Raw genomic sequence first — 26172 nt, forward strand, 5'->3', positions numbered from 1 at the left:
TCCGCGGCCGGGCTGGGCCTTTCCCGTTTTAGGGGCCCTTTTGTGTTGCTACTTTCGCGCGCCGCCAATTAGGCTTTAGGGCATCCCCAGCCTGCAGCTGGAAATCCGCCCTAAACCTAGCCTTGTGAGGAGGAGAAGACCATGGCGATGACCCGCGATACCACGTGGCGCTACGTCTTTGTTGTAGTAGCCGTGGCACTCTCGCTTGCCGCGTGGTTATGCACCGTCTTTGGGGTGTACTCCACGGTAAATATGACTTTCGAGTCCTACCTGACCGCCAGCGTCTGGGTCCTCCTCCTAGCGGCCGCGGTGCTGCTATATACCTCGCAGCATGGGCTGGTGCCTAACTGCATCCTCCTGTATCCGATCTTCGGCGCCTCCATCAACCTGCTGTTGGGCTCGTTGACGGTGCGCACGCAGGTGCCGATGTTCTTCGATGCTGTCGGCACCGCCATCGTCGCCATCATCGCCGGTCCCGTGCTCGGCATGGCCACGGGGCTTACCACCACCGTATTGGGCGGAGCGTACTTTGCCTATAATCTCGCCTTTGCGCCCGTAGGTATCTTTATCGGTGCCGCAGTAGGCCTGCTGGCTCGCCGCGGGGTATTCAACAAGCTGTCCTGGATCATTTTCTCCGGCCTCGGAATAGGCATCGGCTCCGGCGTGATGAGCGTGTACGTACTCATCTTTTCCTTCAGTGGTCACCCACGCAAGGGGCCACAAAACCTCACCAAGTTCTACGAGATGATCGTCCAAGACGAGCGCCTGGCCATCATCTTGCAGGGCCTTACCTCGGACATTCTGGATAAGGTCTTTACCGTCCTCATCGCCTGCTTGGTCCTGCGCTTTATGCCAAAGGCAATCGCCCGCCACTATACGGTGACCTTCAACCACGAGGTGATGAAGAAGGTGCTCCACGCGCCTGACCCGCATGCAGAGTCAGACGCATCTGCGCAGTCAACACAACAGCGAGCGACCGCCTAGGCGGCTTGGCTGAAGCCGGCGAAGAGCGACTCGGGGGAGTGGACCGGCTGATAGGAGCTATCCACGAGCCACACATAAGTGGCATTCGGGCCACGGGAGACCTCGTGGACTGCACCCACCATCTCTGCCGGCACGAGCGTGCGTATCCAGCCCTCGGCCACAGCTGGATCTACCGGCTGACCAAAGTTCTCGGTAATGCGGATGGTAATCAGATACGCCGGAATGCGGTCTTGCCCAAAGCCACGCACGCGGGCCTTCACGCGCGCACCCACGCGGTGGCGGGTAATGCTCATGCAGTACTCTCCGCCCGGTCCACCGGCGGGCGTCGGCAGTTGCTTTATCGGTGGGCGCCAGGTGGGAGTGGGGCGCGCCAGGGAGCGCGGGTGGTGCATGATGGCGGCGATGGAATTGATGGTGTCATATTCGTGGTAGAGCAAGTCCGCCGCAATCTCGGAAGCAGACTGGGGCAGGTTCATTGCGGTGGGCTGGGGAAACTTCTTTTGTACGTTGTGCATGGCCATCACACTAGAACCCAACGCGGACACAACCCCACCAAAAACAAACAAATGTTCGAACATAAGTCGCAAATAGCTTTCCCTGACGCCAAGGATTAGAGTTGCAGCCGATATGATGAATACACGCAGTGGGGAAGTAGAACACGAGGAAGCACCCAAGATTCCGCGCGAAATCTGGGTCATGGTCACGGCCGCCTTTATTATCGCTTTGGGCTACGGCCTCATCGCCCCGCTGCTTCCGCAGTTCGTGGTGAGCTTTGATGTCTCCATGGCTGCCGCGGGCCTTGTGGTCTCCATCTTCGCCGCCTCGCGCCTTATCTTCGCGCCCATGTCCGGATCGCTTGTGGATCGCGTCGGCTCGCGCCGCGTCTATCTCATCGGGCTCATGACCGTCGCGGTGACCACGGGCCTAGTCTCCATTGCGCAAAGCTACTGGCACATCGTGGCCCTGCGCGCCCTAGCCGGCATTGGCTCGACCATGTTCACCGTCTCCGCCATGGGTCTTATCGTGCGCATGTCTCCGCCGACGATTCGCGGCAAGTGCTCTGCCACCTACGCCACGGCCTTCCTGCTCGGTAACGTCGCCGGCCCGGTTCTTGGTGCCAGCCTGTCCTTCCTGGGGTTCCGCTGGCCATTTTTCATCTACGGCGTGGGCGTGGCACTAGCCGCGTTCGTCGTCTGGTGGCAAATGCCTCGCGTCAACCACAAACAAGCCAGCAAGGATAAGCTGCCGCCCATGCGCCTGCAGGAGGCCTGGGGCGATACTGCCTACCGCGCGGTGCTGACCTCCAACTTTGCCCATAGCTGGATCAATATGGGCGTGCGCGTATCCGTCCTGCCGCTTTTTGCCGCCTCCATCTTCCACAATGGCGCGGCCGCCTCCGGCCTGGCGCTCGCGGTCTTTGCAGCCGGCAACGCCATCGTGTTGCAGTTCTCCGGCAAGTGGTCCGATATCCACGGCCGCAAACCACTTATCCTCATTGGCCTCGTTGGATCCGCCATCTTCATGGTGCTCATGGGCATGGCCACCAGCGTGTGGTTCCTCCTGCTCGTCTCTGCCTTCGCCGGCGCCTCTTCCGGGCTAATCAACCCCTCCCAGCAGGCCGCGGTGGGTGACATCGTCGGAAATGATCGCTCCGGCGGCAAGGTGCTATCCACCTTCCAGATGGCAGGAGACTTCGGCCAAATCTTGGGCCCCATGCTCATTGGCCTGCTTGCCGACGCCTCCGGCTTCCCCCTTGCCTTCACCGTCTGCGGCGCCATCGCCTTCATCGGCATCATTGCCTGGGTATTCGGCCGCGACCCGCACGCCGGGGTGGGGAACAAGCCGAAGCGAGTTCCGCAGGAGAAGTAGGCACGTATTCTCGGCTAGAGAATTTCACCCAATTGGGAAACGCAAAGGTAAACGAAGGCAACGGAGATTACCGCCATCAACGTGTTGACGATCCAACCGTTTCTCCATTGTTTCGGGGTGTGTTTGGTATTCAGCAGGACCAAAAGCGTAAGGCCTAAGAACGGCATAAACAATGCGCCCAGGACGCCGTAGGCGATGATGAGTCCGGTTGGCTTTCCAAGGAGCAAAAGCAGCATTGGTGGGAAAGTTAGCCAGATGAGGTAAGCGCGGTAGTACTTTCCACCAGTACTGGTCCGGGGATCGCCTTGCGGGATCTTTTTGAGGTGACCTATGTAGTCGGCAAACATCAGGGATACACCGTTCCAAACACCAAGGCAGGAAGAGAACGCGGCGGAGAAGAACCCGACGATGAACAACTTAGACATGAACGTTCCGTAGCGGTCCTCGAGAACGTCCGCCATATCAACGAGACCCTGATCATTATCGGAGACCGCGACGTTGGCGCTGTAGAGGAGTTCAGCGCCCAGTGCCAGTGTAGCCAAGACAAAAATTCCGGTGACTGCGTAAGCCACTGCATTGTCCATGCGCATAACCTGCATCCATTTTGGCGTGTACCATTCCTTTTCTCTCAGCCAGTAGCCATAAGCAGCAAGCGTGATTGTGCCGCCCACTCCGCCGGCGATGGACAACACGTAGACGAAGGAGCCATCCGGAATCTGCGGTACCAAACCGCCGATGACTTCGGGAAGGTTCGGAGCCGTAATGGCTGCGATACCCACCACGGTGACAAACATGATTCCGACCAAGATGGCTGATAGCTTCTCGAAAAGCTGATATCGCCCAAGCCAAGTTAGAGTAAAGCAGGATATTCCGGCAATAATTGCCCACATTTCTAGGCTGGTACCTGGGAAAAGAGCGCTAAGGGCGAGACCAGCGCCGGACATCGATGCGGCACCGTAGACAAGACCCCAAATAACGATTTAAGGGGCAAAATACCAGGAAGTCCACCGTCCCAACTCGCGCCAGCCATGAAACATTGTGTTTCCGGTAGCAAGGCTATACCGACCGACGCCTTCGACCAGCACAATTTTCATAATTGTTCCGATAATGACCGCCCAAAGGAGTGCGTAGCCATAGCGTTGACCGGCAATCATGGTGGCAACTAGGTCGGCTGCGCCGACGCCTGTTGCTGCCGCAACTAGCCCCGGACCGACCAGGGTCCATTTCACTTTTGTCTGGTCGGTTGATTCTGTGTCGTGCTTGCCCCCTGCAGGCCGGGCGGAATTCGATTCGCTGGTCTGGCTCATAGCACCCTCTCAATTGATTGTGTTTCTAATCACTATAGGGAGAGTGCTGCCTAGTATCAGGAAAACGAGGAATTCAATTCCTCGAGCGGAGATTTAAGCCACCGTTCTTCCCGCAGCATAAAGAGCCTTGGGCATTGACCTCTGGAGCTTCCACTCAAATTGAATTGGCTTTTCCCCATGGTGGGAAACATAATCCACTGCACCGAGGTAGGTATATGCGCTCGCAGTCCCTACTTCGTTTTTCTTGGTAAAGCGCGAGGCAATGAGAATTTTTCCATCACGCTCCTGGTGACCGATATATCGCCTAGCCGCCTTTGATTTCAGCGTCGTTGTTGATTGAGATTCCCAGTGCAACAGATCGGGTGATATTGGATAGTCTCGGTAGTTCGTGGAGGCACTGACTTGCTCGTCCTTTTGAAACGTCACCAAGAAAAGATCAGTGTTGATATCGGGAAAATATTTCACACCTTCGCGTGGCAGGTTTACAAGCTGCTGAAGGCTTCCTGACTCTAAAGCACCAATAAGCTCGGCCAACGAGTAATCCGCATGCGTTTCCAAAACTGAACTATCGCTATGCTGTGGAACGATGCGCGAGGAGTCACTGCTCAGTTGCATAACCTGCTCCAACTCCCAAGCAACTTGTGGATGCTGGCGCAAAATCGTCAGGGCGGCGTCATAGGAACCAGGGTGCGGAGAATTTGAGTTCGCCCAGAATCCGAGTACGAGCATTCGGGTGAAGGCCTGGTCGGATGGCCCCATGTCGGCGTAGTGAAGACTTGGGGTGGAAAGGATGCGCAGATAGGCATCGATTCGGTGTGGATCGTTGACGTGAAGGAAGACTCGAATTCTGTTAAGTAGAAATGATTCGGTCTCATCCGTGTTTTGCTGTAGTAGCCCTTCTTCTCGAAGTAGCCGGGTCCATGAATATTTGGATGGACGGTAGATATCCTCTAATTGCAGGTTCGAATCCTCAAGGAACTCTTTGAGATTCGTGGTTCGAATTTCAGAGAGCAATGCACGCACTTTGCGTAAGGAATTCCGTGAGACCTTCTTGACGTTTCGGAGAACCTGCTCGGTCGTCGATTGATCGAATTGAATATGCGAACCCGGTGGGGCGGTGGGAAAGCCCTGCTCAATTTCTTCAGCTAAGCGCTTACCCCGCTTCCGGGTTAAGGCATGGAACTTTCTCTCAAAATCAAAATCGACATGCTGCTGGCCAATGAAATCGAGAATGACGCAGGAGTCCTTGCCTGGAGATAGACGAAGACCGCGACCCAGTTGTTGTAGAAAGACCACAGGGCTTTGTGTCGGGCGGAGCAAAAGAAGGGTGTTTACAGCAGGGATATCAACGCCCTCATTAAATATATCTACTGAGAACAGGACTTTGACGTCGCCATTCTCCAGATCTTTAATGGCCTGAGCACGCTCGGTTGCGGTGAGATCGCTTGTGACCGCTCGCGCTGGGATTCCAAAATGCTGGAACTGCCGCGCCATATATTCTGCGTGAGCAATCGTGACGCAAAAGCCGATAGCTTTCATATCTGAGAGATCGAAGATGCGTCGGTTTAGCTCGTTAACAATGAAGCGGGTGCGCTTCTCTCCCGCTTTGATGTAGAACTCGGAGAGCTCTTCTGTGTTGTAGTCCTTTTTTTCTCGGCTCCAAGTCAATGAGGAAAGGTCCGTTCCGTCGGCAATCCCGTAGTAATGCATAGGGACTAAGAGCTGTAGACGCAAGGCATCCCATAAACGCAGTTCATGAGCTACGCGATAGTCAAAGTACTTCTGTACGTTTTCGCCATCACCACGTTCTGGTGTTGCCGTTAAACCCAGGAGCTCTTGAGGCTGGAGGTGGTCCAAAAGTGCTTTATAAGTGGGGGCCTGTGCGTGATGAAACTCGTCGATTACTACGACATCAAAATGCTTGCTATTTAGGTTTTGTAAACGGGAAGCGCTGAGAGATTGCACACTGGCGAACACATAGTCCCAGCGGCGAGGCTCAGCGCCGTCGACTAGCAGCTCGCCAAAGTCCGCGTCTTTAAGCACTTCCTGGAATGTCCGGCGGGCTTGTTGAAGAATTTCTTTCCGGTGTGCAACGAAAAGCAGCCGAGGGCGTCGCTTCCATTGTTCGCATAGGTTCCGGTAATCCAGTGCGGCAACTACTGTTTTTCCTGTTCCTGTAGCAGCAACCAGGAGGTTCCTATGCCGATCTTTTACCTCACGCTCTGAGCGTAGAGCCTCGAGCATTTCTTCTTGGTAGGGGTAAGGAGTTACCTCAAGGCCAGATAACTCCAGTTGGCGAAGTGCTCCGGAGGCCTCACTACCCTTGGCAACGCGGAGAGACTGCTCGAGTCTCTCCATGTCGCGATTTGGGTCGAAGGTCTTGAAATGGCTGTCGTGCCAGTAGCTATCGAAAGTCTTGATGAACTTATCGATTACTTCAGGAGTCGCGGTATTGGACCCGCGGACATTCCACTCCCAACCATCGACGAGAGCAGATCGGGAAAGGTTGGAACTGCCGATAAAGGCAGTATCGAATCCGGACTTTCGGCGGAATAGCCAAGCTTTGGCATGAAGGCGAGTGGATTTGTGCTCATAGCAAATCTTTACTTCGGCCTGATACTTTTCAACCAATCGCTCGAGCGCAGCTGCGTCGGACGCACCGCAGTAGGTAGAAGTGAGTAGCCGGAAAGGGATCTCGTTATCGCGAAGGTACTCGAGTTGTCTATCAAGAACGCTGATGCCGGAGTTCTTGATGAACGCACAGAGCAGATCAACCGAATCAGCAGTTTTGATTTCTCTCTCGATTTCGCTGGTTAAACTAGATTCTCCTTGGGCGTTAGTGAATAGTGCACTCTTGGTGAGTGAAACATCCGGAAGTAAGGGAGGGTCCGCCAATCCGGAGTTGTATACGGCGTAGAGAAGTTCTTCGGAATCAATTTCCTCATCTTCGCCCAGTAGAAGCGCGATGTTATTGATTAGGGCAACCCGGTCTTCGGGTGACTTCAAACCGTATAGCCGTCGCTCTAGGAGTGAACCAATATGTTGTGAAACCGCCGAGGTATAGCGGCCATGAGCCTCTTTATCGGAGCTTCTTCCAATACCGAATCCTGCAGCAGGATGTTGGCTTAGCGTTTCGTTCATTCGTTCACGAATTCGGGCCGTAATAGGGGTCTCGTAAACGCCGAAAGGTAGGGAAGAGTCAGGGTTGGTACTCATAATGACCAAATTCTAAAGGCTTCGGTATGCAAATTGGCTGATTCAAGGATTGGCGAAGTAAATTTTCTCCAGACGGTGTTGCCCTTCAGTGATCTTCATTATTCGCATTCCCCAGAGACTTTGAACTCGATTAAGAAGTGCAATCCCAGCAGTCTAAATTTTTATCCCTGTTGACTGGAGACTGGATTGAGAAGTCCAAAATGGCTACGAGATGAGATTCTTTTGGTCGCCGAAATTGGAATCCGTTTAGGATGGCCGGCTAAAGGACCTAAGGAGGAAATATCTCGGGTTTCCAACCTTCTGGCCAGGGGAGTCATGTATGGAGATGAGTTCCAGCCAGGTCCTAAATTTAGGAATGTCAATGGCGTGAGCCGGAAATACTTTGATCTCTACTCGGCGCGCCCCTCCTATGAAGGACAAACGACAAACGGAGGCAAGGCAACGCAGGAAATCGCAGCGTTGGCGGAATCCGATCCGCAATTGGTAATGCGTTTGGCGGAGAATATCCGCCGAATGCTGGCAGAAGGAAAATACGAAAGGAAGAATCTTTCTTTCCTTAGCTGTGACTAGAAGCAATAGCTTCTACTGCCGGGATATCTGCGGGAGCCCACGTCAGATGCGCGGCCTCTGTGGAGGTAACCCATTTTGTAGCGTCGTGATCGGTCAGGCGTAGGCGGCCGTCGACAAGCGTGCAGTAGAAAGTGGTTAGCTCAATCGTCGCAAAATCGTACTCGTAGGTTGTTGTCGTCACTTTCTGGCCGACCTCGGCGATGAGGTTGAGCTCCTCGCGGATTTCTCGCGCTAGTGCTTGCTCAGGTGTTTCACCAGGCTCGATCTTTCCACCCGGAAATTCCCAGTGGCCTTCCAGTGGCTTGCCTGGTTTCTTGCGGCAGGCGAGGAACCGCTCGCCGTCGTGGAAGACGGCGCCAACGACGCGTATGGGGTTAGACATGACTCCATTGTGCCTTGGATCTCGGAAACATCTAGACAGTGAGCTGTTACTTAGATAACATATCCCCAATGTTCGCGTAAGGCTGTCACGCGGGCTTGATTTTTGTATGCAAGCTTGAGGGGACGGTTTTACTGTGACTTCTACCGAATCTGTCTACACCTCGCACCAGAGCCATGACGGGGAGATCCCGCAGCCTGGGGGACGGTGGAAACTCTTTTTATATAGCGCCATTGGCGCGTTCGTATTCTTCCTGCCGGTGACGTATCAGGATAAGCGCTCCATTCCTTTGGACCACATGGTCACCATGGTGCGCGAGGGGATTCCAGCGGCGGTGCCGTGGATTATCTTTGCTCTTGCCGTCTATGGCACGGTGCGCAGCTTTACCACCGGAGCATTTAAGGAAAGCGCGCTGCAGGCGGTCTTTGCAGTGCTCAATATCGTGGGCGCGGTGGTCTCCTTCCTCATGGTCATCGATGCGCTGCCGTGGGTGCTTGGTGATGAGGACCTAGTGCCGTTCCTGTGGAACTCCATCGCGATTCCGGTAGGCCTCATCGTGCCTATCGGAGGTGCTTTCCTGGCATTTCTCATTGGCTTTGGCCTGCTGGAATTTGTTGGCGTGCTCATGCAGCCCATCATGCGGCCGCTGTGGAAGACGCCGGGGCGCTCCGCCATTGACGCGGTGGCCTCGTTTGTGGGCTCGTACTCGCTGGGCATTTTGGTCACAGACCGCGTCTACCAAAAGGGCGGCTATACCGGGCGCGAGGCGGCCATTATTGCCACCGGCTTTTCGACGGTCTCTGCGGCCTTCATGGTCATCGTTGCTAAGCAGCTTGACCTGATGAAAGTCTGGGGCACCTACTTTATTGTCACGCTCATCGTGACCTTTGTGGTGACGGCCATTACCGTGCGCATTCCGCCGCTGCGTACCATTCCGGATGAGTACTTTGCTGAGGCGCACCCAGACCCGGAAAAGCCGGTGGAAGGATCGCGCATCAAGAACGCGTGGCGTGAGGCCATGCTGGCACTGCAGCGCGCGCCGTCCTTGTGGGAGTCCATCTGGGAGAACCTGCGCGATGGCGTGCGCATGGCGGCGGCCATCGTGCCTTCCATCATGTCGGTGGGCCTTATTGGCCTACTGCTTGCGCGCTTTACGCCCATCTTTGAGTGGATTGGCTACCTGTTTTATCCGTTCGCATGGGTAGTGCAGCTGCCGGAGCCGGTACAAGCCGGCAAGGGCGCGGCCATGGGTATTGCGGAGATGTTCCTGCCCGCCACCGCAGTGGCAGGCAGCGACAGTATGGTGCTCAAGTTCGTCATCGGCGTGGTGGCAGTCTCCGCCATCATCTTCTTCTCCGCGCTGGTGCCGTGCATCCTGGCTACCAAGATTCCGGTGAAGCTCACCCACCTGGTCATCATCTGGTTTGAGCGCGTGGCGCTGACCATCCTCATCGCCACGCCGATTGCCCACCTGCTGTTTTGAGGTAGGAGCTAGGCCCCGAGGTGGGCCGTGACGATGTCATCGATTAACCGCGCCGCTGCCTTGGCGGTGCGGTTATCTATATCAAAGGTGGGGTTGAGCTCGACGACGTCCACCAGGGCCAGCTTGCCCGTTTGCGCAATAGCCACGGCCATCGCGCGGATGCGCTCGTAGCTGACGCCTAGCGACGCCGGTGCGGATACGCCCGGCGCGGTGGATGCTGGCAAGACGTCGAGGTCGATGGATAGGTGGACCTTGTCCTTGCCCTCGGTAGCGCGGGCGGCAAGCTCGCCGCATTCGGCCGGGGAGAGGTTGACCAGCTCTTCGTCTAGGGTGATGGCCACGCCGAGGGACTCGGCTTCGTCGAAAAGCACTGCGGTGTTATTGGGGCGGGAGATGCCCAGCACGGTGTAATCGAAGTCATCGGTGAGCTCCGAAATCTGCTTGAACGGGGTGCCGGAGGTGGCTTGATCGGCGCGGCGCAGATCGAAGTGGGCGTCCAGATTAATGATCTTGGTGGCGCCCACCACGCGGTAGAGGCCGCGGTGGGAGCCAAAGGCAGTTTCGTGACCGCCGCCCAGAATGATGGGGAGGGTGCCGGCTTCGACAAGCTCCTGGACCTTATCGGAGAGCGCATCGTGGGCGCCGTCGAGGTCGTCGGCTTGGGTGGTGATTGTGCCGGCGTCGGCAAGCGCATGCGCATGGTGTACCGCCAAGGAACCCAGCGCGGAACGCAGTGCGGCCGGGCCTGCGGCTGCACCCTGGCGGCCGCCGTTGCGCAGCACGCCCTCATCGGAGGCAAAGCCCACCAGGGTTACCGGGGCGGGGGAGTCGGTGGACTGATTGATAACGCTATGCCAGCGGGCATGCTCTGGGCCAGGGCCATCGGAGCGGCCGGACCATTCGGGGGCGGGGGTGAAAAGTTCAGCTTTTTCGGTGTTCATGGTTACCGAGGGTAGGCAAGAACGCGGGATATGGCAGGGAAATTCTGCCTACAATCACTAAGTGTGAGTACAAATCGAGTTCCAGCGGCCCGTCACGCGTTAGAGATTCTTAAGTTGCTATCGACGATTGACGTACCTATTTCTGCTGCCAGGATACAAGGTGAACTGGGACTGCCACGGTCATCTACCTATCACTTGCTAGCGGAGATGGTGGATGCCGGCTTTGTGGCGCACTTGCCGGAACATAAGACATATGGGCTGGGCCTTGCGGCCTATTCCATGGCTTCGGCCTATGTAACCCAACAGCCTTTGGTGCGAATGGCTACTCGGGACTTGGAACGGTGTGCGGATCTGGTGGGTGGATCGGGGCACTTGTCTCGTATGGCTGGATCGGAAATCTTGTACTTGCAGGAGGTCCGTGCCGCAGAGGCAATCTCTTTGGTGACCGAGGTTGGTGTGCGATTGCAAGCGCATAAGACGGCGTCCGGGCGCGTAATGCTGGCGCATCTTCCTGACGCGGAGGTGCGCGCCGCATTCGATACTGCGGGTGGTAGTGGCTTTTCTGCTTTGAAGGAGCGCTTGCGGTTGGTGGCCGCGCGGGGTTGGGACCAAGAGGTGGAGGAAATTACTCGTGGCCAGGCTTCTGTAGCGGTGCCCATTCTGGACCATCTGGACCGCCCAGCGGCGGCGGTGGCGGTGACGTATCCGGTAGGGACGCCAGATGCAAAGGTGGATGGCGCCATTCGGGCACTGCAGGAGGCGTCAGACAAGGTGGCGGGGAAAATGTACCGCAATCGAAGAAAGTGATGTAGCATACATCTATCGCGTTGGGTTGTCGCGCGACACATTTTTGATTATCAATCCCTACTCCAAGGAGTTTTTGCCATGCCTAACGCTTACCCATCCACCGTGACCGTCAATGTCGGTGCGCTGAGCATCGAGGACGTCGTTGCCGTTGCCCGCTATGGGGCGAAGGTGGAGATTGCGCCCGAAGCTCTCGAAGAAGTGGCCGCTACCCGCGAGCGCGTGGAAGAACTGGCACAGGATCCCACTCCGGTCTATGGCATTTCCACTGGCTTTGGTGCACTTGCCCGCCGCCATATCCCGGAGGAGATGCGCGCCCAGCTGCAGCTTTCCCTGGTGCGATCGCATGCTGCGGGAACTGGCCCGGAGGTGGAAGAAGAGGTCATCCGCGCGCTTATGCTGCTGCGCCTGTCCACCTTGTGTACCGGTCGTACCGGCGTGCGCCCCGTGGTGGTAGAAACCTATGCCAAGGCGCTGAACGCTGGCATCGTTCCGGTGGTGCGCGAGTATGGATCGCTGGGCTGCTCTGGCGACTTGGCGCCGCTGGCTCACTGCGCGCTGGCCCTGCTGGGCGAGGGCGAGGTGCGTGTCAACGGAGAGCTTAAGGATGCGGGCGACGCCCTGGCCGCTGCCGGAATCGAGCCGTTGCAGCTGCGCGAGAAGGAAGGTCTTGCGCTTATTAACGGCACCGATGGCATGCTCGGCCAGCTCTGCCTGGCCATTACTGACCTGCGCGCGGCCGCAAAGACCGCCGATATTGCTACTGCTATGACCGTGGAAGGACTGCTCGGCACCCTCGTGGTCTTTGCCGATGACCTGCAGCAGCTTCGCCCGCACCCAGGCCAGGCCGATGCCGCGGCGAATATCCTCCAGGTGGCTGAAGGCTCGGAGATCCTGGAGGCCGCGCTCGAGGAGTTCAAGAAGAACCAGGTGCAGGATGCCTACTCCGTGCGCTGCGCCCCGCAGGTTGCCGGCGGGTTCCGCGATACCCTGGCCCACACCGCCCAGGTGGCCGAGCGCGAGCTGGCCGCCGCCGTGGATAACCCGGTGGTGACCAAGGACGGCCGCGTGGTCTCCAATGGCAATTTCCACGGCGCGCCGGTGGCCTATGCGCTCGATTTCCTCGCCATCGTCACCGCGGACTTGGCCTCCATTTCCGAGCGCCGCACCGACCGCTTCTTGGACCCGGCGCGCAACCGCGGGTTGAATGCTTTCCTTGCTGATGACCCTGGTGTGGACTCCGGCCACATGATCGCGCAGTACGCCCAGGCTGGCATCGTTAGTGAGATGAAGCGCCTAGCTAATCCCTCCTCGGCCGATTCCATTCCGTCTTCGGCCATGCAGGAAGACCACGTGTCCATGGGCTGGTCCGCCGCCCGCAAGCTGCGCAAGGCCGTTGATGGGCTGCAGCGCGTGCTCGCCGTAGAGATCCTCACCGCCGCCCGCGCCATCGACATGCGCGAGGGCACCCCGGCCAAGGGAACCGGCGCGGTGATTGAGAAGCTGCGCGAGACTGTGGAGGGGCCCGGCGTGGACCGCTACCTGTCCCCGGAAATCGAGGAAACTGTACGCCTAGTCAAGGAGGGCGCTCTTATCGACGCCGTCGAGGACGCTACTGGAAAGCTGCGCGGCTAAGGGCTTGGGCCATGGCCACCTGTCCGGCGTGGGTGGGGTGCATGGGGAAGGAATTAGTGTCCTTGCCCGTAAAATCCACCCACGGTGAGGGGGAGCAGGCGGTGTGGTCTAGGGCGGCGTCGGCAAGCACGTAAGCAGCCCCGTTGCGCTCGGCGGCCTCGCGCACTGCCTGGTTGATGCGCTCGATGGACTCTGCCAACCATTCCCGGTCAGTGGCCGGGATTTTTTCTATGTAGGGGCAGGTCTCCCCATGTTTAATGAGTGGTAGGTAGCCGGTGGCGAGGACCTTCGCGTTGGGGGAGCGGCGGTGAATCTCTTCGTAGACCTTGTCCAGCCGGCGGGGTAGATCGCGGATTTCCAGGTCAATCTGCGCGCCGGATTCCGCCTGGCAGATACCGTCCGTGGCGCACTGGGTAAGGCGCACGAAGCTGGCGTCATTGCCGCCGATGGATAGGCTCACCAGGTCGGTGTCCTCGCGTAGGGCGTCCACCTGGGCGGGGTGCTCGCCGGCCGAGGAAAGTACGTCGAGGGTGCTAGCGCCCTGGCAGGCTACATTGGTGAGCTTCGCGTCCATTTCCTTGGCTGCAAGCTCGGGGTAGGAATCCTGAGCGCGCACGCAGGTATTGGGCGGATCGAGCGGCAGCGTGGTCGAGCCCATGGCCGCATAGGAATCCCCCAGCGCCACATAGTGGGGCGGCTGCGGTTCCTCGGCGGGGGTGGAACAAGCGGCGAGGAGGGCCACGGAAAAGAGGGGGATGAACCGACGCATGCAGGCCATCGTAGATCATTCCGCGGGTGTCTCATATACGAGACAGTTCGGGTTTGTGTGGCATGGTGCACAGAGCTGGGTCACAGTACCTTGTGACATGTGACGCTGAACAAGTCCTCGGGGACAGCCCCGGGACACCGGCCTAGGGGGCTTGGGAAGGCGTCGAACAAGCACGACGAAAGGAAGCCCATGTCTGAACCACGCGAAGTACGCGCGCCGCGCGGAACCGAACTGTCCGCCAAGTCCTGGCAGACCGAAGCGCCCCTGCGCATGCTCATGAATAACCTCGACCCCGAGGTTGCCGAGCGCCCCGAGGACCTCGTGGTCTATGGCGGTACCGGCCGCGCAGCACGCAGCTGGGAAGCCTTTGACGCCATCGTTGAATCCCTCAAGGACCTCGAGTCCGATGAGACCCTGCTGGTGCAGTCCGGCAAGCCGGTGGGCATCTGGAAGACCAACGAGTGGGCACCGCGCGTGCTCATCGCTAACTCCAACCTCGTGGGAGACTGGGCTAACTGGGAGCACTTCCGCAAGCTCGAGGACGAGGGGCTCATGATGTACGGCCAGATGACGGCCGGCTCCTGGATCTACATCGCCACCCAGGGCATCCTGCAGGGCACCTTCGAGACCTTCGCGGCCGTGGCCAAGAAGCGCTTCGGCGGCAGCCTGGCCGGCACCTTCACCCTGACCGGTGGCTGCGGCGGCATGGGCGGCGCACAGCCGCTGTCCGTCACCCTCAACGGCGGCGCCTGCCTCATCGTGGACGTAGACGAGACCCGCCTGAAGCGCCGTCAGCACAAGCGCTACCTGGATGAGGTTGTCACCGACCTCGACGAGGCCCTCAAGCTGGTCCTCGAGGCAAAGGAAAACAAGAAGCCGCTGTCCGTCGGCCTCGTGGGCAACGCCGCCGAGGTCTTCCCGGAGGTCCTGCGCCGCCAGCGCGCCGGGGAATTTACCGTAGACATCGTCACGGACCAGACCTCCGCGCACGACCCGCTGTCCTACCTGCCTTCTGAAATCACCATGGAAGACTGGCACAACGAGGCCAAGGCAGACCCGACCACCTTTACCAAGAAGGCTCGCGAGTCCATGGCCGCCCAGGTGCAGGCCATGGTCGAGTTCCAGGATGAGGGCGCCGAGGTCTTTGACTACGGCAACTCCATCCGCGATGAGGCCCGCAAGGCCGGCTACCAGCGTGCCTTCGAGTTCCCGGGCTTCGTTCCGGCCTATATCCGCCCGCTCTTCTGCGAGGGCCTGGGCCCCTTCCGCTGGGCCGCGCTTTCCGGCGACCCAGAGGACATTAAGATCACCGACCAGGCGCTCAAGGAGCTCTTCCCAGACAACGAGCACCTGCACAACTGGCTCGACGCCGCCGAAGAATACGTCGAATTCGAGGGTCTGCCGGCACGCATTTGCTGGCTGGGCTACAACGAGCGCCACAAGGCCGGCCTGCTCTTCAACGACCTGGTGCGCGAGGGCAAGATCAAGGCGCCGATCGTCATCGGCCGTGACCACCTGGATTCTGGCTCCGTGGCCTCCCCGTACCGCGAGACCGAGGCCATGCTCGATGGCACCGATGCCGTGGCCGACTGGCCGCTGCTCAATGCCATGACCGCCGTATCTTCCGGCGCTACCTGGGTTTCCCTCCACCACGGCGGTGGCGTGGGCATGGGCCGCTCCATCCACGCCGGCCAGGTTACCGTTGCAGACGGCACCGAGCTCGCCGCGGCCAAGCTGCGCGCGGTGCTCACCAATGACCCGGGCATGGGCGTTATCCGCCACGTCGATTCCGGCTACACTCGCGCGAAGGAGGTCGCCGACGAGCGCGGCGTCCGCATTCCGATGGAATTCAAGGCAAGGGACTAGATGAGCACACTTTTTACCGGCATTTCAGAACTCCGTACGGTCAGCGAGCGTGGCACGCTTAACGACGCCGCCATTATCGCCCAATCCGGCACCATCGCCTGGGTCGGCCCAGCCTCCGAGGCACCGGCCGCCGACGAGAAGGTGGACTTGGGCGGCCGCGCCGTCCTGCCCGGCTGGGTAGATTCGCACACCCACATGGTCTTCGACGGTGACCGCTCCGCCGAATTCGAGGCCCGCATCTCCGGCGGTTCCTATGAAGCAGGCGGCATCGCCGTGACCATGGACGCCACCCGCCAGGCCGGTACCGACCGCCTGGACAAGCTGGTGGCGGATCGCGTGGCCGCCGGCCGCCGCGGTGGCACCACCACCTTCGAGACCAAAACCGGCTACGGCCTTAACACCGAGTCCGAGGTGGAGGCCGCCAAGGTAGCCTCCCGCCACGTCGATGATGTGACCTTCTTAGGTGCGCACCTGGTCCCGCCGGGAGCGGACGCGGAGGAGTACCTCGACGAGGTCGTTGGCTCCATGCTCGAAGGCGTTGCCCCCTACGTGCAGTGGATCGACGTCTTCTGTGAGCGCGGCGCCTTCAACGAGGAACAATCCCGCCGCGTGCTGGAGGCCGGTAAGAAGTTGGGCTTGGGCCTGCGCGTGCACGGCAACCAGCTGGGCGAGGGCCCAGGCGTTGCCCTCGCCGTCGAACTGGGCGCCGCCTCGGTAGACCACGTCAACCACTTGAGCGACGAGGACGTCGAGCTGCTGGCCAACTCCGATACCGTGGCCACCATGCTGCCGGCCTGTGACCTATCGACTCGCGAGCCGCTCGCCCCAGGCCGCACGCTTCTCGACGCCGGCGCCACCCTCGCCATCGCCTCCAACCTCAACCCCGGCACGTCCTATACCTCCTCGATGAACTACTGCGTGACCACCGCGGTCCTGCAGCAACACCTCTCCGTCGATGAGGCCATCCACGCCGCCACCACCGGCGGAGCGACCGCCCTGCGCCGCCACAACGTTGGCAACGGCCTCGACCCGCAGGGCCGCCCCGCTAAGGGCACCATCGTGGAGGGCGCCGCCGCGGACCTGCACGTGCTCGACGCCCCCAGCGCCGTGCACTTGGCCTACCGGCCAGGCATGCCACTGAGCTACCGCACTTTCGTCGCGGGCGCTTAGGATATGGAGTTTGGGGCGGCAATCGCGTAGGGTTGGTGAAGCAATGAGCATTACCGATAACGCCACCGGCGGCGTCAACGAGCCGGAAGATTTTAATAAGTCGGAATCTCAGGACAACTCGCAAGGTGTCACCAAGGACACCAGGGCTGCGAATACTTCTGAGGACACCGGCGCTGAGTCCCAAGATTCAGCCAACGACAACTCCCAGGGGTTCGCGCATCTTGGCCTGCCAGAGAAAATTCTGGAGGCCGTTGCGAAAGTAGGCTTCACCAAGCCGTCCCCCATTCAGGAAGAAACCATCCCGATCTTGATGGAAGGCCGCGACGTTGTCGGCCTTGCCCAGACCGGTACCGGCAAGACCGCAGCCTTTGCGCTGCCGGTTCTGTCACAGATTGACACCAAGGCCCGCCATCCGCAGGCACTCGTGCTCGCCCCAACCCGCGAGCTGGCCCTGCAGGTGGCGGACTCCTTCCAATCCTTCGCCGAGTCCCTCAAGGGCGTCGAGGTGCTGCCTATCTACGGTGGCCAAGCCTATGGCATTCAGCTTTCCGGTCTGCGCCGCGGTGCGCAGGTTATCGTGGGCACCCCGGGTCGCGTCATCGACCACCTGGAGAAGGGCTCGCTGGACCTGTCCCAGCTGCAGTTCCTCGTCCTCGATGAGGCCGATGAGATGCTGAACATGGGCTTCCAAGAAGACGTCGAGCGCATCCTGGAGGACACCCCGGACCGCAAGCAGGTGGCGCTTTTCTCGGCCACCATGCCGAACGCTATCCGACGCCTGTCTAAGCAGTACCTCGACAACCCCGCCGAGGTCACGGTGAAGTCCGAGCGCCGCACCAATGACAACATCACGCAGCGCTTCCTCCTCATTCCGCACCGCGCAAAGATGGATGCCTTCACCCGCATCCTCGAGGTCATCAATTACGACGCCATCATCGTCTTCTGCCGTACCAAGCACGAGACCGAAGAAGTGGCCGAGACCCTGCGTGACCGCGGTTTCAGCGCCGCCGCCATCAACGGCGATATTGCGCAGGCTCAGCGCGAGCGCACCGTCGATCAGCTCAAGGATGGCCGCCTAGACATCCTCGTGGCTACCGACGTCGCCGCCCGTGGCCTCGACGTCGAGCGCATCACGCACGTGGTCAACTTCGATATCCCGAACGATACCGAGTCCTACGTGCACCGCATCGGCCGCACCGGCCGCGCGGGCCGCTCCGGCGAAGCCATCCTGTTCGTCACCCCGCGCGAGCGCCGCATGCTGCGCTCCATCGAGCGCGTGACCAACGCCCGTCTGGAAGAGATGGACCTGCCGTCCGTCGATGAGGTCAATGAAAAGCGCAAGGAAAAGTTCGCGCAGTCCATTACCAACTCCATGGATAATAAGCAGGCGGACTTCTTCCGCACCTTGGTGCGCAAGTACTCCGAGGACAATAACGCGGCCATGGATGACATCGCTGCAGCCCTCGCCGTCATGCTGCAGGGTGGCAAGAACTTCCTGATGGAAGACAGGCCGCTTCCCAAGCCGAAGCGCGACCGCGACCGCCGCGACGATCGCAAGCGCGATTTCAAGGGCGGCGGCAAGGGTCGCGGCCCCAAGCGGCCGGACGGAGACTTTGAGACGTACCGACTGGACGTCGGCAAGCGGCAAAATGTGCGCCCGGGAGCCATCGTGGGTGCTATTGCCAACGAGGGTGGCTTGTCTGCCAAGGACTTCGGTCGCATCACCATCGCGGTGGGCCACACCCTGGTTGACCTGCCAAAGAACCTCGACCCGGCAGTGCTGGACCGCCTGAAGGATACCCGCATTTCCGGCCAGCTGATCAAGATTCAGAAGGACACCGGCCGCCCACCTCGCCGTGACCACGGCGGTGGACGCAAGCGCGGTGGACGCTGGCGCGACTAGCATTTTCGCCTGAATGGGCCTCTTTGGAGGCCCATTTTTTCGTGCCCTTTGACCTGCGGTTTTCCTATAAACGGGGGTAGTGTGTCGGAGGCGTTTTATATACTGAAAGCGCAAACATGTTCTAGAGAAACTTCTGCGGGGGAAGTCCATGAATGCGCCCTACTTTGCCAATACCAATCCAGCAAATTCCACATCACAAGCAGCAACAGACATTCGCAAGGCCGAATACCTCCTTTGGAAACGCCTGCATCCAGACCCGGATGACGATATCGAAATAATTAGCCAATCACTGTCGGATCTCACCGGAACACGGCAGTCCCGAATTAGAAATATCATTTTCGCCTTTGAGCGATTACAGGAGCTGCCGCGCCTTAAAGCCCGGCTGGAAGAGCACTACCACTTAGATTTAGACCGCTTAATTACCATCGACCAGACGCTCTCCAAGTTGGGAGAGATTGGCACCGAACAATGCCTGCTTATCGACGCCGAATTAACCACCTACCTCACCCCCAAACGCCCCAACCAAAAATTACCGTCCCATCGCAACCTGCGGCGAAAGCTGCGGGAGCTCATTGTCCGCCTCGATCCGACCATCGCCGCACGCGATCCGCGGCGCAAGGAGTCCTATAACCTCGAGCCTACGGGCGGGGAGTGGGCCGCCGTTTGTCTCGACGTGGGCTTAGAGACTGCCGAAATCATCGACCGAAATATTCGCGGTGTAGCCACGGAGAAGGACATTCCCTTGGCTCAGGCTGCGGTCGAGTTGCTCACCGGTGAGGCCGAAGCCAAGGCGAAGGTGGTGCTCAATATGTACCGCTGCGATCTGCCGGATGCTCCCGCCTTCGTCCAAAGCTTGGGTTGGGTTTCGCCTGAGGTGGCCGATGACATGCAATCGCGGGCCACGACCGTGCGCGACATGGAGAAGGCGGCAGAAGATGAAAGCGGAAACTACGTCACCCCGCCGCATATTCGCGCCTTTGTGGAAGGGCTCGATGGAACCTGCCGGTGGCCCGGATGTACGCGGCCGGCGATGGCTTCCCAGATGGACCACCGGCATGACTTCGCTGACGGAGGACCTACTTCGGCGGCAAACTTGACCTGCCTGTGTCAACATCACCACAACATCAAGACTGATGGGCGGGCGTTTTATATCAAGGACCCGATTAGCGGGGACGTCGTCTGGCTCTTTGAAGATTCGACTTGGGTCTATGACGAAGCCAGCGGGCCGCTCGCGCCGAAGAATCGGAGGTGGGCCCAGACTGTGGCGCAGGCGACGCGGCGGCGTCGAGAAAATGCGCACGAAGATGCGCAAAAGCTGAAGGAAGAGCTAGAAAACGAGAAAAGGGACAGTGAAGGCACTGTCCCAGAGGAGTAAATGGCTTTCTAGAAGGCCACTTAGAAGTTGACGTACATCAGGATGAGGCAGATGATCCACAGAAGGTTGAATACGCCGCCGAATGCGGACAGTGGCTTCTTAGCTGCCGCGTAGTCGAAGGATTCAGTGGATTCGAGGGCGGCCATTGCCTTCTTCTGCTTTGGCAGAATGACGAAGAAGAGCAGGCACCATGCGATGATGGCAACCAAGATGGCGATGTGGAAGTTCACTTCGGACTTGTAAGCGCTGATATCGGAAAGGAATACGCCGAGGCCGAGGATAGGCACGATGGCAGAGATGTATCCGTAGGTATTGGTGATGTTGTGCAGGACGCGAGCGGAGCCGAGCGCCGCGTGGTCACCCTGTGCTGCCTTGGCCATTTGGGTCTGGAAGCTAGAGGTGGATACGCATACCGGGCCGATCAATAGAATGGCTGCGGCCACGTGGAGGAATACAAGGAAAGAAGTCATTGAAAGAACCCTTCAATCGCGGAAAGTTGCCACGTCAACCCTAATCAATTTCCGGTGAGTACGGCTAACCGACATTGCCTTTGCATCACCCGCACGTCCTTGGAAGGGAGGGGAAGGGCGTACTTTCGGGCTATGTCAGCAAGGCGGCGGGAATAGTCGCAGCGGTTAGCAGGAGGTAGCCATTCCGCGGGGAGGGCGTCTGACTTTTCTTGGTTGAGCTCACGGCTGGTGGCTACGAGATTGAGCGGGTCGTTGCCAAAGCGGACCTTGGTTTCGCGGTCCCACTCGGAAGCGCCAAGGTCATAGGCCGCGGAGAGGGGAAAGATGTGGTCGATCTCAATGGGAGAGGTAGCGGGAATGGTGGTGCCACTATAGGGGTCATAAAGAGTCCCGCTGCGGGCGTGGCAGGCGTGGAGGGGATCGCTGGATTGGCTTTCTAGAATGACCTCGCGGGTGGTGCAGGCGCCGTGGGGCTGCCAGATGCCGAAGTCTTCACGGTTGTAGCCGGCGGCTTCGGGGCGGGAGGGGAGCGTGGTGACGTCAAAACGCGGAAAAGGCCACGCATACCATGCACCGATGAGGACGGTGATGCATGATAGCGCGGCCAGGTAATAGGACTTCATGTCCTATTGGACTGCGAGGAGTCCGCGTTGGTTCCGATTACTTATCAGTGACCTTTTCTGCGGCTTCCTCAAAGTCGAGGTCGGAGTTATTTTCCACGAGCTTGGCCAGCTTGGTGGCCTCTTCAAACTCGGCAACAACCTCCGGCTGTGGTTCCTTGGTGAGCTTGGTGACTACGACGGCCACGAGGAGGGCCAGGAAGAAGCCTGGGACCATCTCATAGAGGATGTCGGAAAGCGGGGACATGCCCCAGCCAATGGCCACGACGGCGCCGGTTACCATGCCGGCAATCGCGCCGGTGGAGTTAAAGCGCTTCCAGTACAGGGACAGCAGAACGATGGGGCCGAAGGCGGAACCGAAGCCTGCCCAGGCGAAGCCAACCAGGCCGAGGATGGAATCGGACGGGTTGATGGCCAGCAGGGCGGCGATGACCGCGATGGCCACGATGGCGGTGCGGGAGAGGTTGATGAGGACCTGCTCGCTGGGCTTCTTCTTAGCAAAGATGAGGAAGAGGTCCTCGATGAGGGAAGTAGAGACGACGAGCATCTGGGACGACATGGTGGACATGATGGCGGCTAGAACCGCGGTCAGGACGAAGCCGGCGGGGAGTGGGTGCATCATGGCCTGAGCCATATCCAGGAAGATGGTTTCGAAGTTGTCCTGGTCGGTGATGCTGTGGCCGGTCTGGGTGAAGTAAACGGTGCCAGAGAGAGCGACGAAGATGGCGCCGATGACGGACAGGCCCATCCAGGTAACGCCGTAGAAGCGGCCCTGGCGGGCGTCGGAAGGCTTACGCAGCGCCATGAAGCGGACCACGATGTGTGGCTGGCCAAAGTAGCCCAGGCCCCAGGCCAGGTTGCCGATGATGACGCCAGCGGAAACGCCCGCGAACATGGAGAAGTAGTTGTCATTTTCCACTACGCCATCGGTGCCGTAGGCATTATTGCTGGCGAAAGAGAAGATGGAAGCAGGATCGCTGAGAGAGACGATTGCCATAATCGGCACGATCATCAGGGCGACGAACATAAGCACGCCCTGGACGACGTCCGTGTAGGACACCGCCAAGAAGCCGCCGACGAAGGTGTAGAAGATGGTCACCGCGGCGATAACAAGCATGCCGGTGAGGTAGTCGCCACCGAAGGTGGACTCGAAGTAGCGGCCGCCGGAGACCATGCCGGAGGAGACGTAGAAGGTAAAGAAGAAGATGATGATGGCTGCGGAGATGATGCGCAGCAGGCGGGACTTATCGTGCAGGCGGTTTTCAAAGAAGGACGGCACGGTAATGGAGTTGGCCGCGATCTCTGAGTAGGAGCGCAGGCGCGGCGCGACCCACTTCCAGTTTGCCCAGCAGCCGACAAGCAGGCCGATGGCCATCCATAGCTCGGACATGCCGGAGAGGAAGAGCGCGCCAGGCAGGCCCATGAGGAGCCAGCCGGACATGTCGGAAGCGCCGGCGGAGAGAGCCGCTACGAATGGGTGCAGGCCACGGCCGCCCAAAACATAATCGTCATATTGGTCGGTTTGCTTGTAGCTCCAATAGCCAATGGCTGCCATTGCGAGGAGATACACGATCATCGCAATGACGTACCAAGTTGAATCTTGCACGTTTTACTCCTTGTAGGTGTGTGATGACATTCTCACGTTAACGGGGTCACAAGGTTAACCCAAGCGAAAATACAGGTGTGGCGCAGATCTCCGTTTCGATTTTCTGTCGTTCAACTGGGAAAAGGGTGGAACATAACGAGCCTGTAACAAAACCAAAAGGGGCTGCTATGCTGGCGGCTATGGCTTCTTACCTCGTGCATGGACTGTGGCTCCCCGTTACGGGACTAGGTCTATGGATTGAACAGGTAGAAGGGCACAAGATCGTCATGCCCAATGCCGTTCCTGAGGGCACCTTCCCGCCAGCGGTGGAGTCCATCCTGGCGAAGAAATCCTTCCGCAACCGAGCGCGGGTATCGCTGCGCACGCCCAAGGGCAAGGATGTCTCCCTGATGGTGCCCATGGCGATGTTCGGACCCGAAGAGGCCGTGGCGGCGCTTGCCCAAATGGAGCACCTGAACCACAAGCCGCCGGCCACCATTGCGCCCGACCTCCAGTGGCTGATCCATGCCTACAGCGGGCTGTGCAAGTTCGTGCGCGCCGGCCGCGTGACCTTCCGGCTGGCTTACCAGGCCAATGAGTGGTTCCCCATGTGGCAGCTGGCCTCCGGCTTGGGCGAGCGCGGCTGGCTCGCGGAGATGATGGCGGCCGCGCCGGGCATCTTGCACGTGAATAACCGGGCACTCTCAGATGACATGGCCGATGAGCTCACCCACTGGATTGCCTTCCGCGAGCTGCGGCCCGTGGCGGAGGCTCCGCGCCCGATGCCGTGGCACGAGTTTGCCCGCGCCCTGCTCGATACGCGGCCGATCCGGCGGGGACGCTCGCAGCTGCTGCGTGGGCTCAATGAGTGGAAGAATTCCATCTACGAGGTAGAACTCCAGCTGGTCTACATCGTGGAGGAGCCGCTTGACGTTGACCCGGATGCGGCCAAGTGGCCAGTGCGCGTGCGGGTGCGTTCGGGCACGGATTCTCCGCGGCCGGTGTCGGCGCAGAGTTTGGATAGGGCGAGTGTGGAAAAGCTGCGCGAAGCTCACCGCAAAGCCGTGCGCATCGCACCCACGCTGGGGGAGACCGCGCAGCTGCCGCAGCCTGGCGACGGCGACTGGGACGTCTACCTAGAAACCCACCAGCTCACCCACTTTATTACCCACGAGGTGGATAAGCTCAAGGCCAGCGGCGTGACCGTCATGCTTCCCAAAGCCTGGGCGCAGATGGAGACTAAGGCCAAGCTGGAAACCCACGAGGCCCGCGATCCGGCCGAGGCCGCCACGAAGAAGCACATCGGCATGAATAAGCTGGTGGACTATAACTGGCGCATGTCCGTGGGCGATGTGGAGCTGACCGAGGAAGAGATGGAGGACCTGGTCAATTCTAAGTCCGGCCTCATCCAGCTGCGCGGCAAGTGGGTCATGGCCGATAAGCAGGTCGTCTCCCAAGTCTCCGGCTACATGGACGCGCTGCGGGAGAAGGCCATAGCGCGCAAGAAGAAGGAGCTCGAGCAGCTAGCCGCCTCCGCGGAAATGGCCAAGCAGCTCGACCAGCCAGGGTGGGAAGCCCTGATGGCGGACGTGGAGCGCCGCCGCCAAGAATTCAACGAGGGCGGCGAGGAGCACGAACAGGTCACCGTGGCCGAGCTGCGCGAGCTGGCGCTAGAGTCCATGACCCAAGAGCCCATCGAGTTCACCGGCAGCACCTGGCACACGGCGCTACTCGGCGGGGTGGACAAGGTTGCCCCAGAGCGCGTGGAGATTCCCGCATCCGTACACGCGGAGCTGCGCGAGTACCAGCGCCGCGGCGTCGACTGGCTGTATTGGATGTCGCGCAGTGGCATTGGAGCAGTGCTTGCCGACGACATGGGGCTCGGCAAAACCCTCCAACTACTGTCCCTCCTCGCGGTGGAGAAGGACCGCGGGGAGCAGACCGGCCCCACCCTCGTGGTGGCACCAACGTCTGTGGTGGGCAACTGGGCCCGCGAGGCCCAGCGCTTCGTCCCAGACTTCAAAGTCATGGTGCAGCACGGCCCCAGCCGCCCGCGCGGGGAGGACTTTTTAAAGGAGGCCAGCGAGTGTGACCTCGTCATCACCACCTACGGCACCGTGGGCCGCGATTTTAAGGACATGGGCGAAGTCGGCTGGCAGCGCGTCGTCCTCGACGAGGCCCAGGCGATTAAGAATTCCGCGACGCGCTCGTCCAAGGCCGTGCGCTCGCTGCCCTCGGAACACCGCGTGGCGCTGACCGGTACCCCGGTGGAAAATCGCCTCTCTGAGATGCGCTCCATCCTGGATTTCTGCAACCCCGGCGTGCTGGGCACCGCCTCGTTCTTCCGCAATCACTTTGCCAAGGCCATCGAGCGCAATAATGACGAGGAAATGTCCGAGCGCCTGCGCCAGCTCACCGCGCCGTTTATCCTCCGCCGCGTCAAAACGGACCCGAATATCATCGATGACCTGCCGGAAAAGTCCGAGCAGATCCTCACCGTATCCATGACCACCGAGCAGGCCGCCCTATATAAGGCACTGGTCAACCAGGTGAAAAAGGACCTGCAGGAGGCGACGGGCATCAATAAGCGCGGGCTCGTGCTAGCCTCGCTGACCCGCATTAAGCAGATTTGTAATCACCCCGCGCACTACCTGGGCGATAACTCGCCGGTGACGCTCAAGGGAAAGCACCGCTCGGGCAAGGTCAAAGAGCTCATGCGCATCGTGGACGAGGCCACCGAATCCGGCGAGCGACTCCTCGTCTTTACGCAGTACAAAGCCTTTGGCGATATCCTGCAGCCCTATCTGAGTGACCAGCTGGGCCGCGATATCCCCTTCCTCCACGGCGGGGTAAGCAAGAATAAGCGCGACCAGATGGTGGAAGATTTCCAGTCCGAGGACGGCCCGCCGGCGATGATCCTTTCGCTCAAAGCCGGCGGCACCGGTCTGAACCTGACGGCCGCCTCTATCGTCGTGCACATGGACCGCTGGTGGAACCCCGCGGTGGAAAACCAGGCGACGGACCGTGCCTTCCGCATTGGCCAGCGCCGCAATGTGCAGGTGTATAAGATGATCACCGCAGGTACGCTGGAGGAATCCATCCAGGATATCTTGGACGGTAAGACGCAGCTGGCCGGCGCCGTGGTGGGCGAAGGCGAGGGCTGGCTCACGGAGCTAGACCCAGATCAGCTGGCCGCACTCATGAGCTACCGGGGGAGGGAGTAATC

General features: G+C 59.6%; 19 protein-coding genes and 1 pseudogene. 11 read left to right on the forward strand and 9 right to left on the reverse strand.

Features of this window, described 5'->3' with window-relative positions; genetic code table 11:
* Nucleotides 1-141 precede the first annotated feature (141 nt).
* Nucleotides 142-984 carry a hypothetical protein gene (locus tag CORTU0001_RS03905; RefSeq protein ID WP_005327533.1) on the forward strand — a complete coding sequence of 281 codons (843 nt, stop codon included), beginning with the start codon at nucleotides 142-144 and terminating at the stop codon, nucleotides 982-984.
* Here CORTU0001_RS03905 and CORTU0001_RS03910 read toward each other — a convergent pair.
* Complete coding sequence (locus CORTU0001_RS03910) at nucleotides 981-1499, reverse strand: hypothetical protein (protein WP_236587076.1); 519 nt, start codon at nucleotides 1497-1499, stop codon at nucleotides 981-983. The two genes, CORTU0001_RS03905 and CORTU0001_RS03910, sit on opposite strands and share 4 nt — an antisense overlap.
* A 112-nt stretch (nucleotides 1500-1611) precedes the next feature.
* On the opposite strand from CORTU0001_RS03910, the gene CORTU0001_RS03915 reads away from it, so the two are divergent.
* Complete coding sequence (locus CORTU0001_RS03915; protein WP_005327544.1) at nucleotides 1612-2853, forward strand: MFS transporter; 1242 nt, start codon at nucleotides 1612-1614, stop codon at nucleotides 2851-2853.
* Between the two features lie 14 nt (nucleotides 2854-2867).
* Here the strand turns inward: CORTU0001_RS03915 and CORTU0001_RS03920 are convergent.
* A pseudogene (locus tag CORTU0001_RS03920) lies at nucleotides 2868-4160 on the reverse strand (Nramp family divalent metal transporter).
* Between the two features lie 93 nt (nucleotides 4161-4253).
* Nucleotides 4254-7376: a DEAD/DEAH box helicase gene (locus CORTU0001_RS03930; protein WP_005327554.1), complete on the reverse strand. Its 3123-nt coding sequence runs from the start codon at nucleotides 7374-7376 to the stop codon at nucleotides 4254-4256.
* A gap of 315 nt (nucleotides 7377-7691) precedes the next feature.
* On the opposite strand from CORTU0001_RS03930, the gene CORTU0001_RS03935 reads away from it, so the two are divergent.
* Nucleotides 7692-7946, forward strand: coding sequence for a hypothetical protein (locus tag CORTU0001_RS03935; RefSeq protein ID WP_244262086.1), 255 nt, complete (start codon nucleotides 7692-7694; stop codon nucleotides 7944-7946).
* On the opposite strand, the gene CORTU0001_RS03940 is transcribed toward CORTU0001_RS03935, so the two are convergent.
* Complete coding sequence (locus CORTU0001_RS03940) at nucleotides 7933-8328, reverse strand: (deoxy)nucleoside triphosphate pyrophosphohydrolase (protein ID WP_005327558.1); 396 nt, start codon at nucleotides 8326-8328, stop codon at nucleotides 7933-7935. The genes CORTU0001_RS03935 and CORTU0001_RS03940 overlap by 14 nt on opposite strands.
* A 133-nt stretch (nucleotides 8329-8461) precedes the next feature.
* Here CORTU0001_RS03940 and CORTU0001_RS03945 point away from each other — a divergent pair, with 133 nt between their 5' ends.
* The gene (locus CORTU0001_RS03945) at nucleotides 8462-9808 is read left to right on the forward strand and encodes a YjiH family protein (protein WP_005327560.1); all 1347 of its coding nucleotides are present in this window, start codon (nucleotides 8462-8464) and stop codon (nucleotides 9806-9808) included.
* Nucleotides 9809-9816: 8 nt separating this feature from the next.
* Here CORTU0001_RS03945 and hutG read toward each other — a convergent pair whose 3' ends face one another.
* Nucleotides 9817-10749, reverse strand: coding sequence for a formimidoylglutamase (gene hutG / locus CORTU0001_RS03950; protein ID WP_005327563.1), 933 nt, complete (start codon nucleotides 10747-10749; stop codon nucleotides 9817-9819).
* A gap of 63 nt (nucleotides 10750-10812) precedes the next feature.
* Here hutG and CORTU0001_RS03955 point away from each other — a divergent pair, with 63 nt between their 5' ends.
* Together CORTU0001_RS03955 and hutH are read left to right on the forward strand one after the other, a co-directional pair.
* Entirely contained in the window at nucleotides 10813-11556 is a 744-nt protein-coding gene (locus CORTU0001_RS03955; protein ID WP_034668180.1) for an IclR family transcriptional regulator, read from the forward strand.
* 78 nt (nucleotides 11557-11634) lie between these two features.
* Entirely contained in the window at nucleotides 11635-13188 is a 1554-nt protein-coding gene (gene hutH / locus CORTU0001_RS03960) for a histidine ammonia-lyase (protein ID WP_005327570.1), read from the forward strand.
* Here the strand turns inward: hutH and CORTU0001_RS03965 are convergent.
* Nucleotides 13166-13957 carry an SGNH/GDSL hydrolase family protein gene (locus tag CORTU0001_RS03965; RefSeq protein WP_244262087.1) on the reverse strand — a complete coding sequence of 264 codons (792 nt, stop codon included), beginning with the start codon at nucleotides 13955-13957 and terminating at the stop codon, nucleotides 13166-13168. The two genes, hutH and CORTU0001_RS03965, sit on opposite strands and share 23 nt — an antisense overlap.
* 189 nt (nucleotides 13958-14146) lie before the next feature.
* On the opposite strand from CORTU0001_RS03965, the gene hutU reads away from it, so the two are divergent.
* The 4 genes from hutU to CORTU0001_RS03985 all read left to right on the forward strand — a co-directional run bounded on the left by hutU (nucleotide 14147) and on the right by CORTU0001_RS03985 (nucleotide 20271).
* Nucleotides 14147-15823: a urocanate hydratase gene (gene hutU, locus CORTU0001_RS03970; protein WP_005327580.1), complete on the forward strand. Its 1677-nt coding sequence runs from the start codon at nucleotides 14147-14149 to the stop codon at nucleotides 15821-15823.
* Complete coding sequence (hutI, locus tag CORTU0001_RS03975; protein ID WP_005327582.1) at nucleotides 15824-16993, forward strand: imidazolonepropionase; 1170 nt, start codon at nucleotides 15824-15826, stop codon at nucleotides 16991-16993.
* A 43-nt stretch (nucleotides 16994-17036) separates the two neighbouring features.
* Entirely contained in the window at nucleotides 17037-18896 is a 1860-nt protein-coding gene (locus CORTU0001_RS03980) for a DEAD/DEAH box helicase (RefSeq protein WP_005327584.1), read from the forward strand.
* Between the two features lie 148 nt (nucleotides 18897-19044).
* A complete protein-coding gene (locus CORTU0001_RS03985; RefSeq protein WP_005327586.1) occupies nucleotides 19045-20271 on the forward strand; it encodes an HNH endonuclease signature motif containing protein in 1227 nt (408 codons plus the stop codon).
* Nucleotides 20272-20291: 20 nt separating this feature from the next.
* Here the strand turns inward: CORTU0001_RS03985 and CORTU0001_RS03990 are convergent, their stop codons facing one another.
* The 3 genes from CORTU0001_RS03990 to putP are packed head-to-tail and all read right to left on the reverse strand — an operon-like array spanning nucleotide 20292 to nucleotide 22967.
* Entirely contained in the window at nucleotides 20292-20741 is a 450-nt protein-coding gene (locus tag CORTU0001_RS03990) for a hypothetical protein (protein ID WP_005327587.1), read from the reverse strand.
* Between the two features lie 44 nt (nucleotides 20742-20785).
* Nucleotides 20786-21364, reverse strand: coding sequence for an HNH endonuclease family protein (locus CORTU0001_RS03995; protein ID WP_005327589.1), 579 nt, complete (start codon nucleotides 21362-21364; stop codon nucleotides 20786-20788).
* A gap of 37 nt (nucleotides 21365-21401) precedes the next feature.
* Nucleotides 21402-22967, reverse strand: coding sequence for a sodium/proline symporter PutP (gene putP, locus CORTU0001_RS04000; protein WP_005327592.1), 1566 nt, complete (start codon nucleotides 22965-22967; stop codon nucleotides 21402-21404).
* Nucleotides 22968-23134: 167 nt separating this feature from the next.
* Between putP and CORTU0001_RS04005 the strand changes: the two genes are divergently transcribed.
* Nucleotides 23135-26170 carry a DEAD/DEAH box helicase gene (locus CORTU0001_RS04005; protein ID WP_005327594.1) on the forward strand — a complete coding sequence of 1012 codons (3036 nt, stop codon included), beginning with the start codon at nucleotides 23135-23137 and terminating at the stop codon, nucleotides 26168-26170.
* The last annotated feature ends 2 nt before the right edge of the window (nucleotides 26171-26172 follow it).

Origin of the sequence: Corynebacterium tuberculostearicum SK141, from assembly GCF_000175635.1 — a bacterium.
Taxonomy (GTDB): domain Bacteria; phylum Actinomycetota; class Actinomycetes; order Mycobacteriales; family Mycobacteriaceae; genus Corynebacterium; species Corynebacterium tuberculostearicum_C.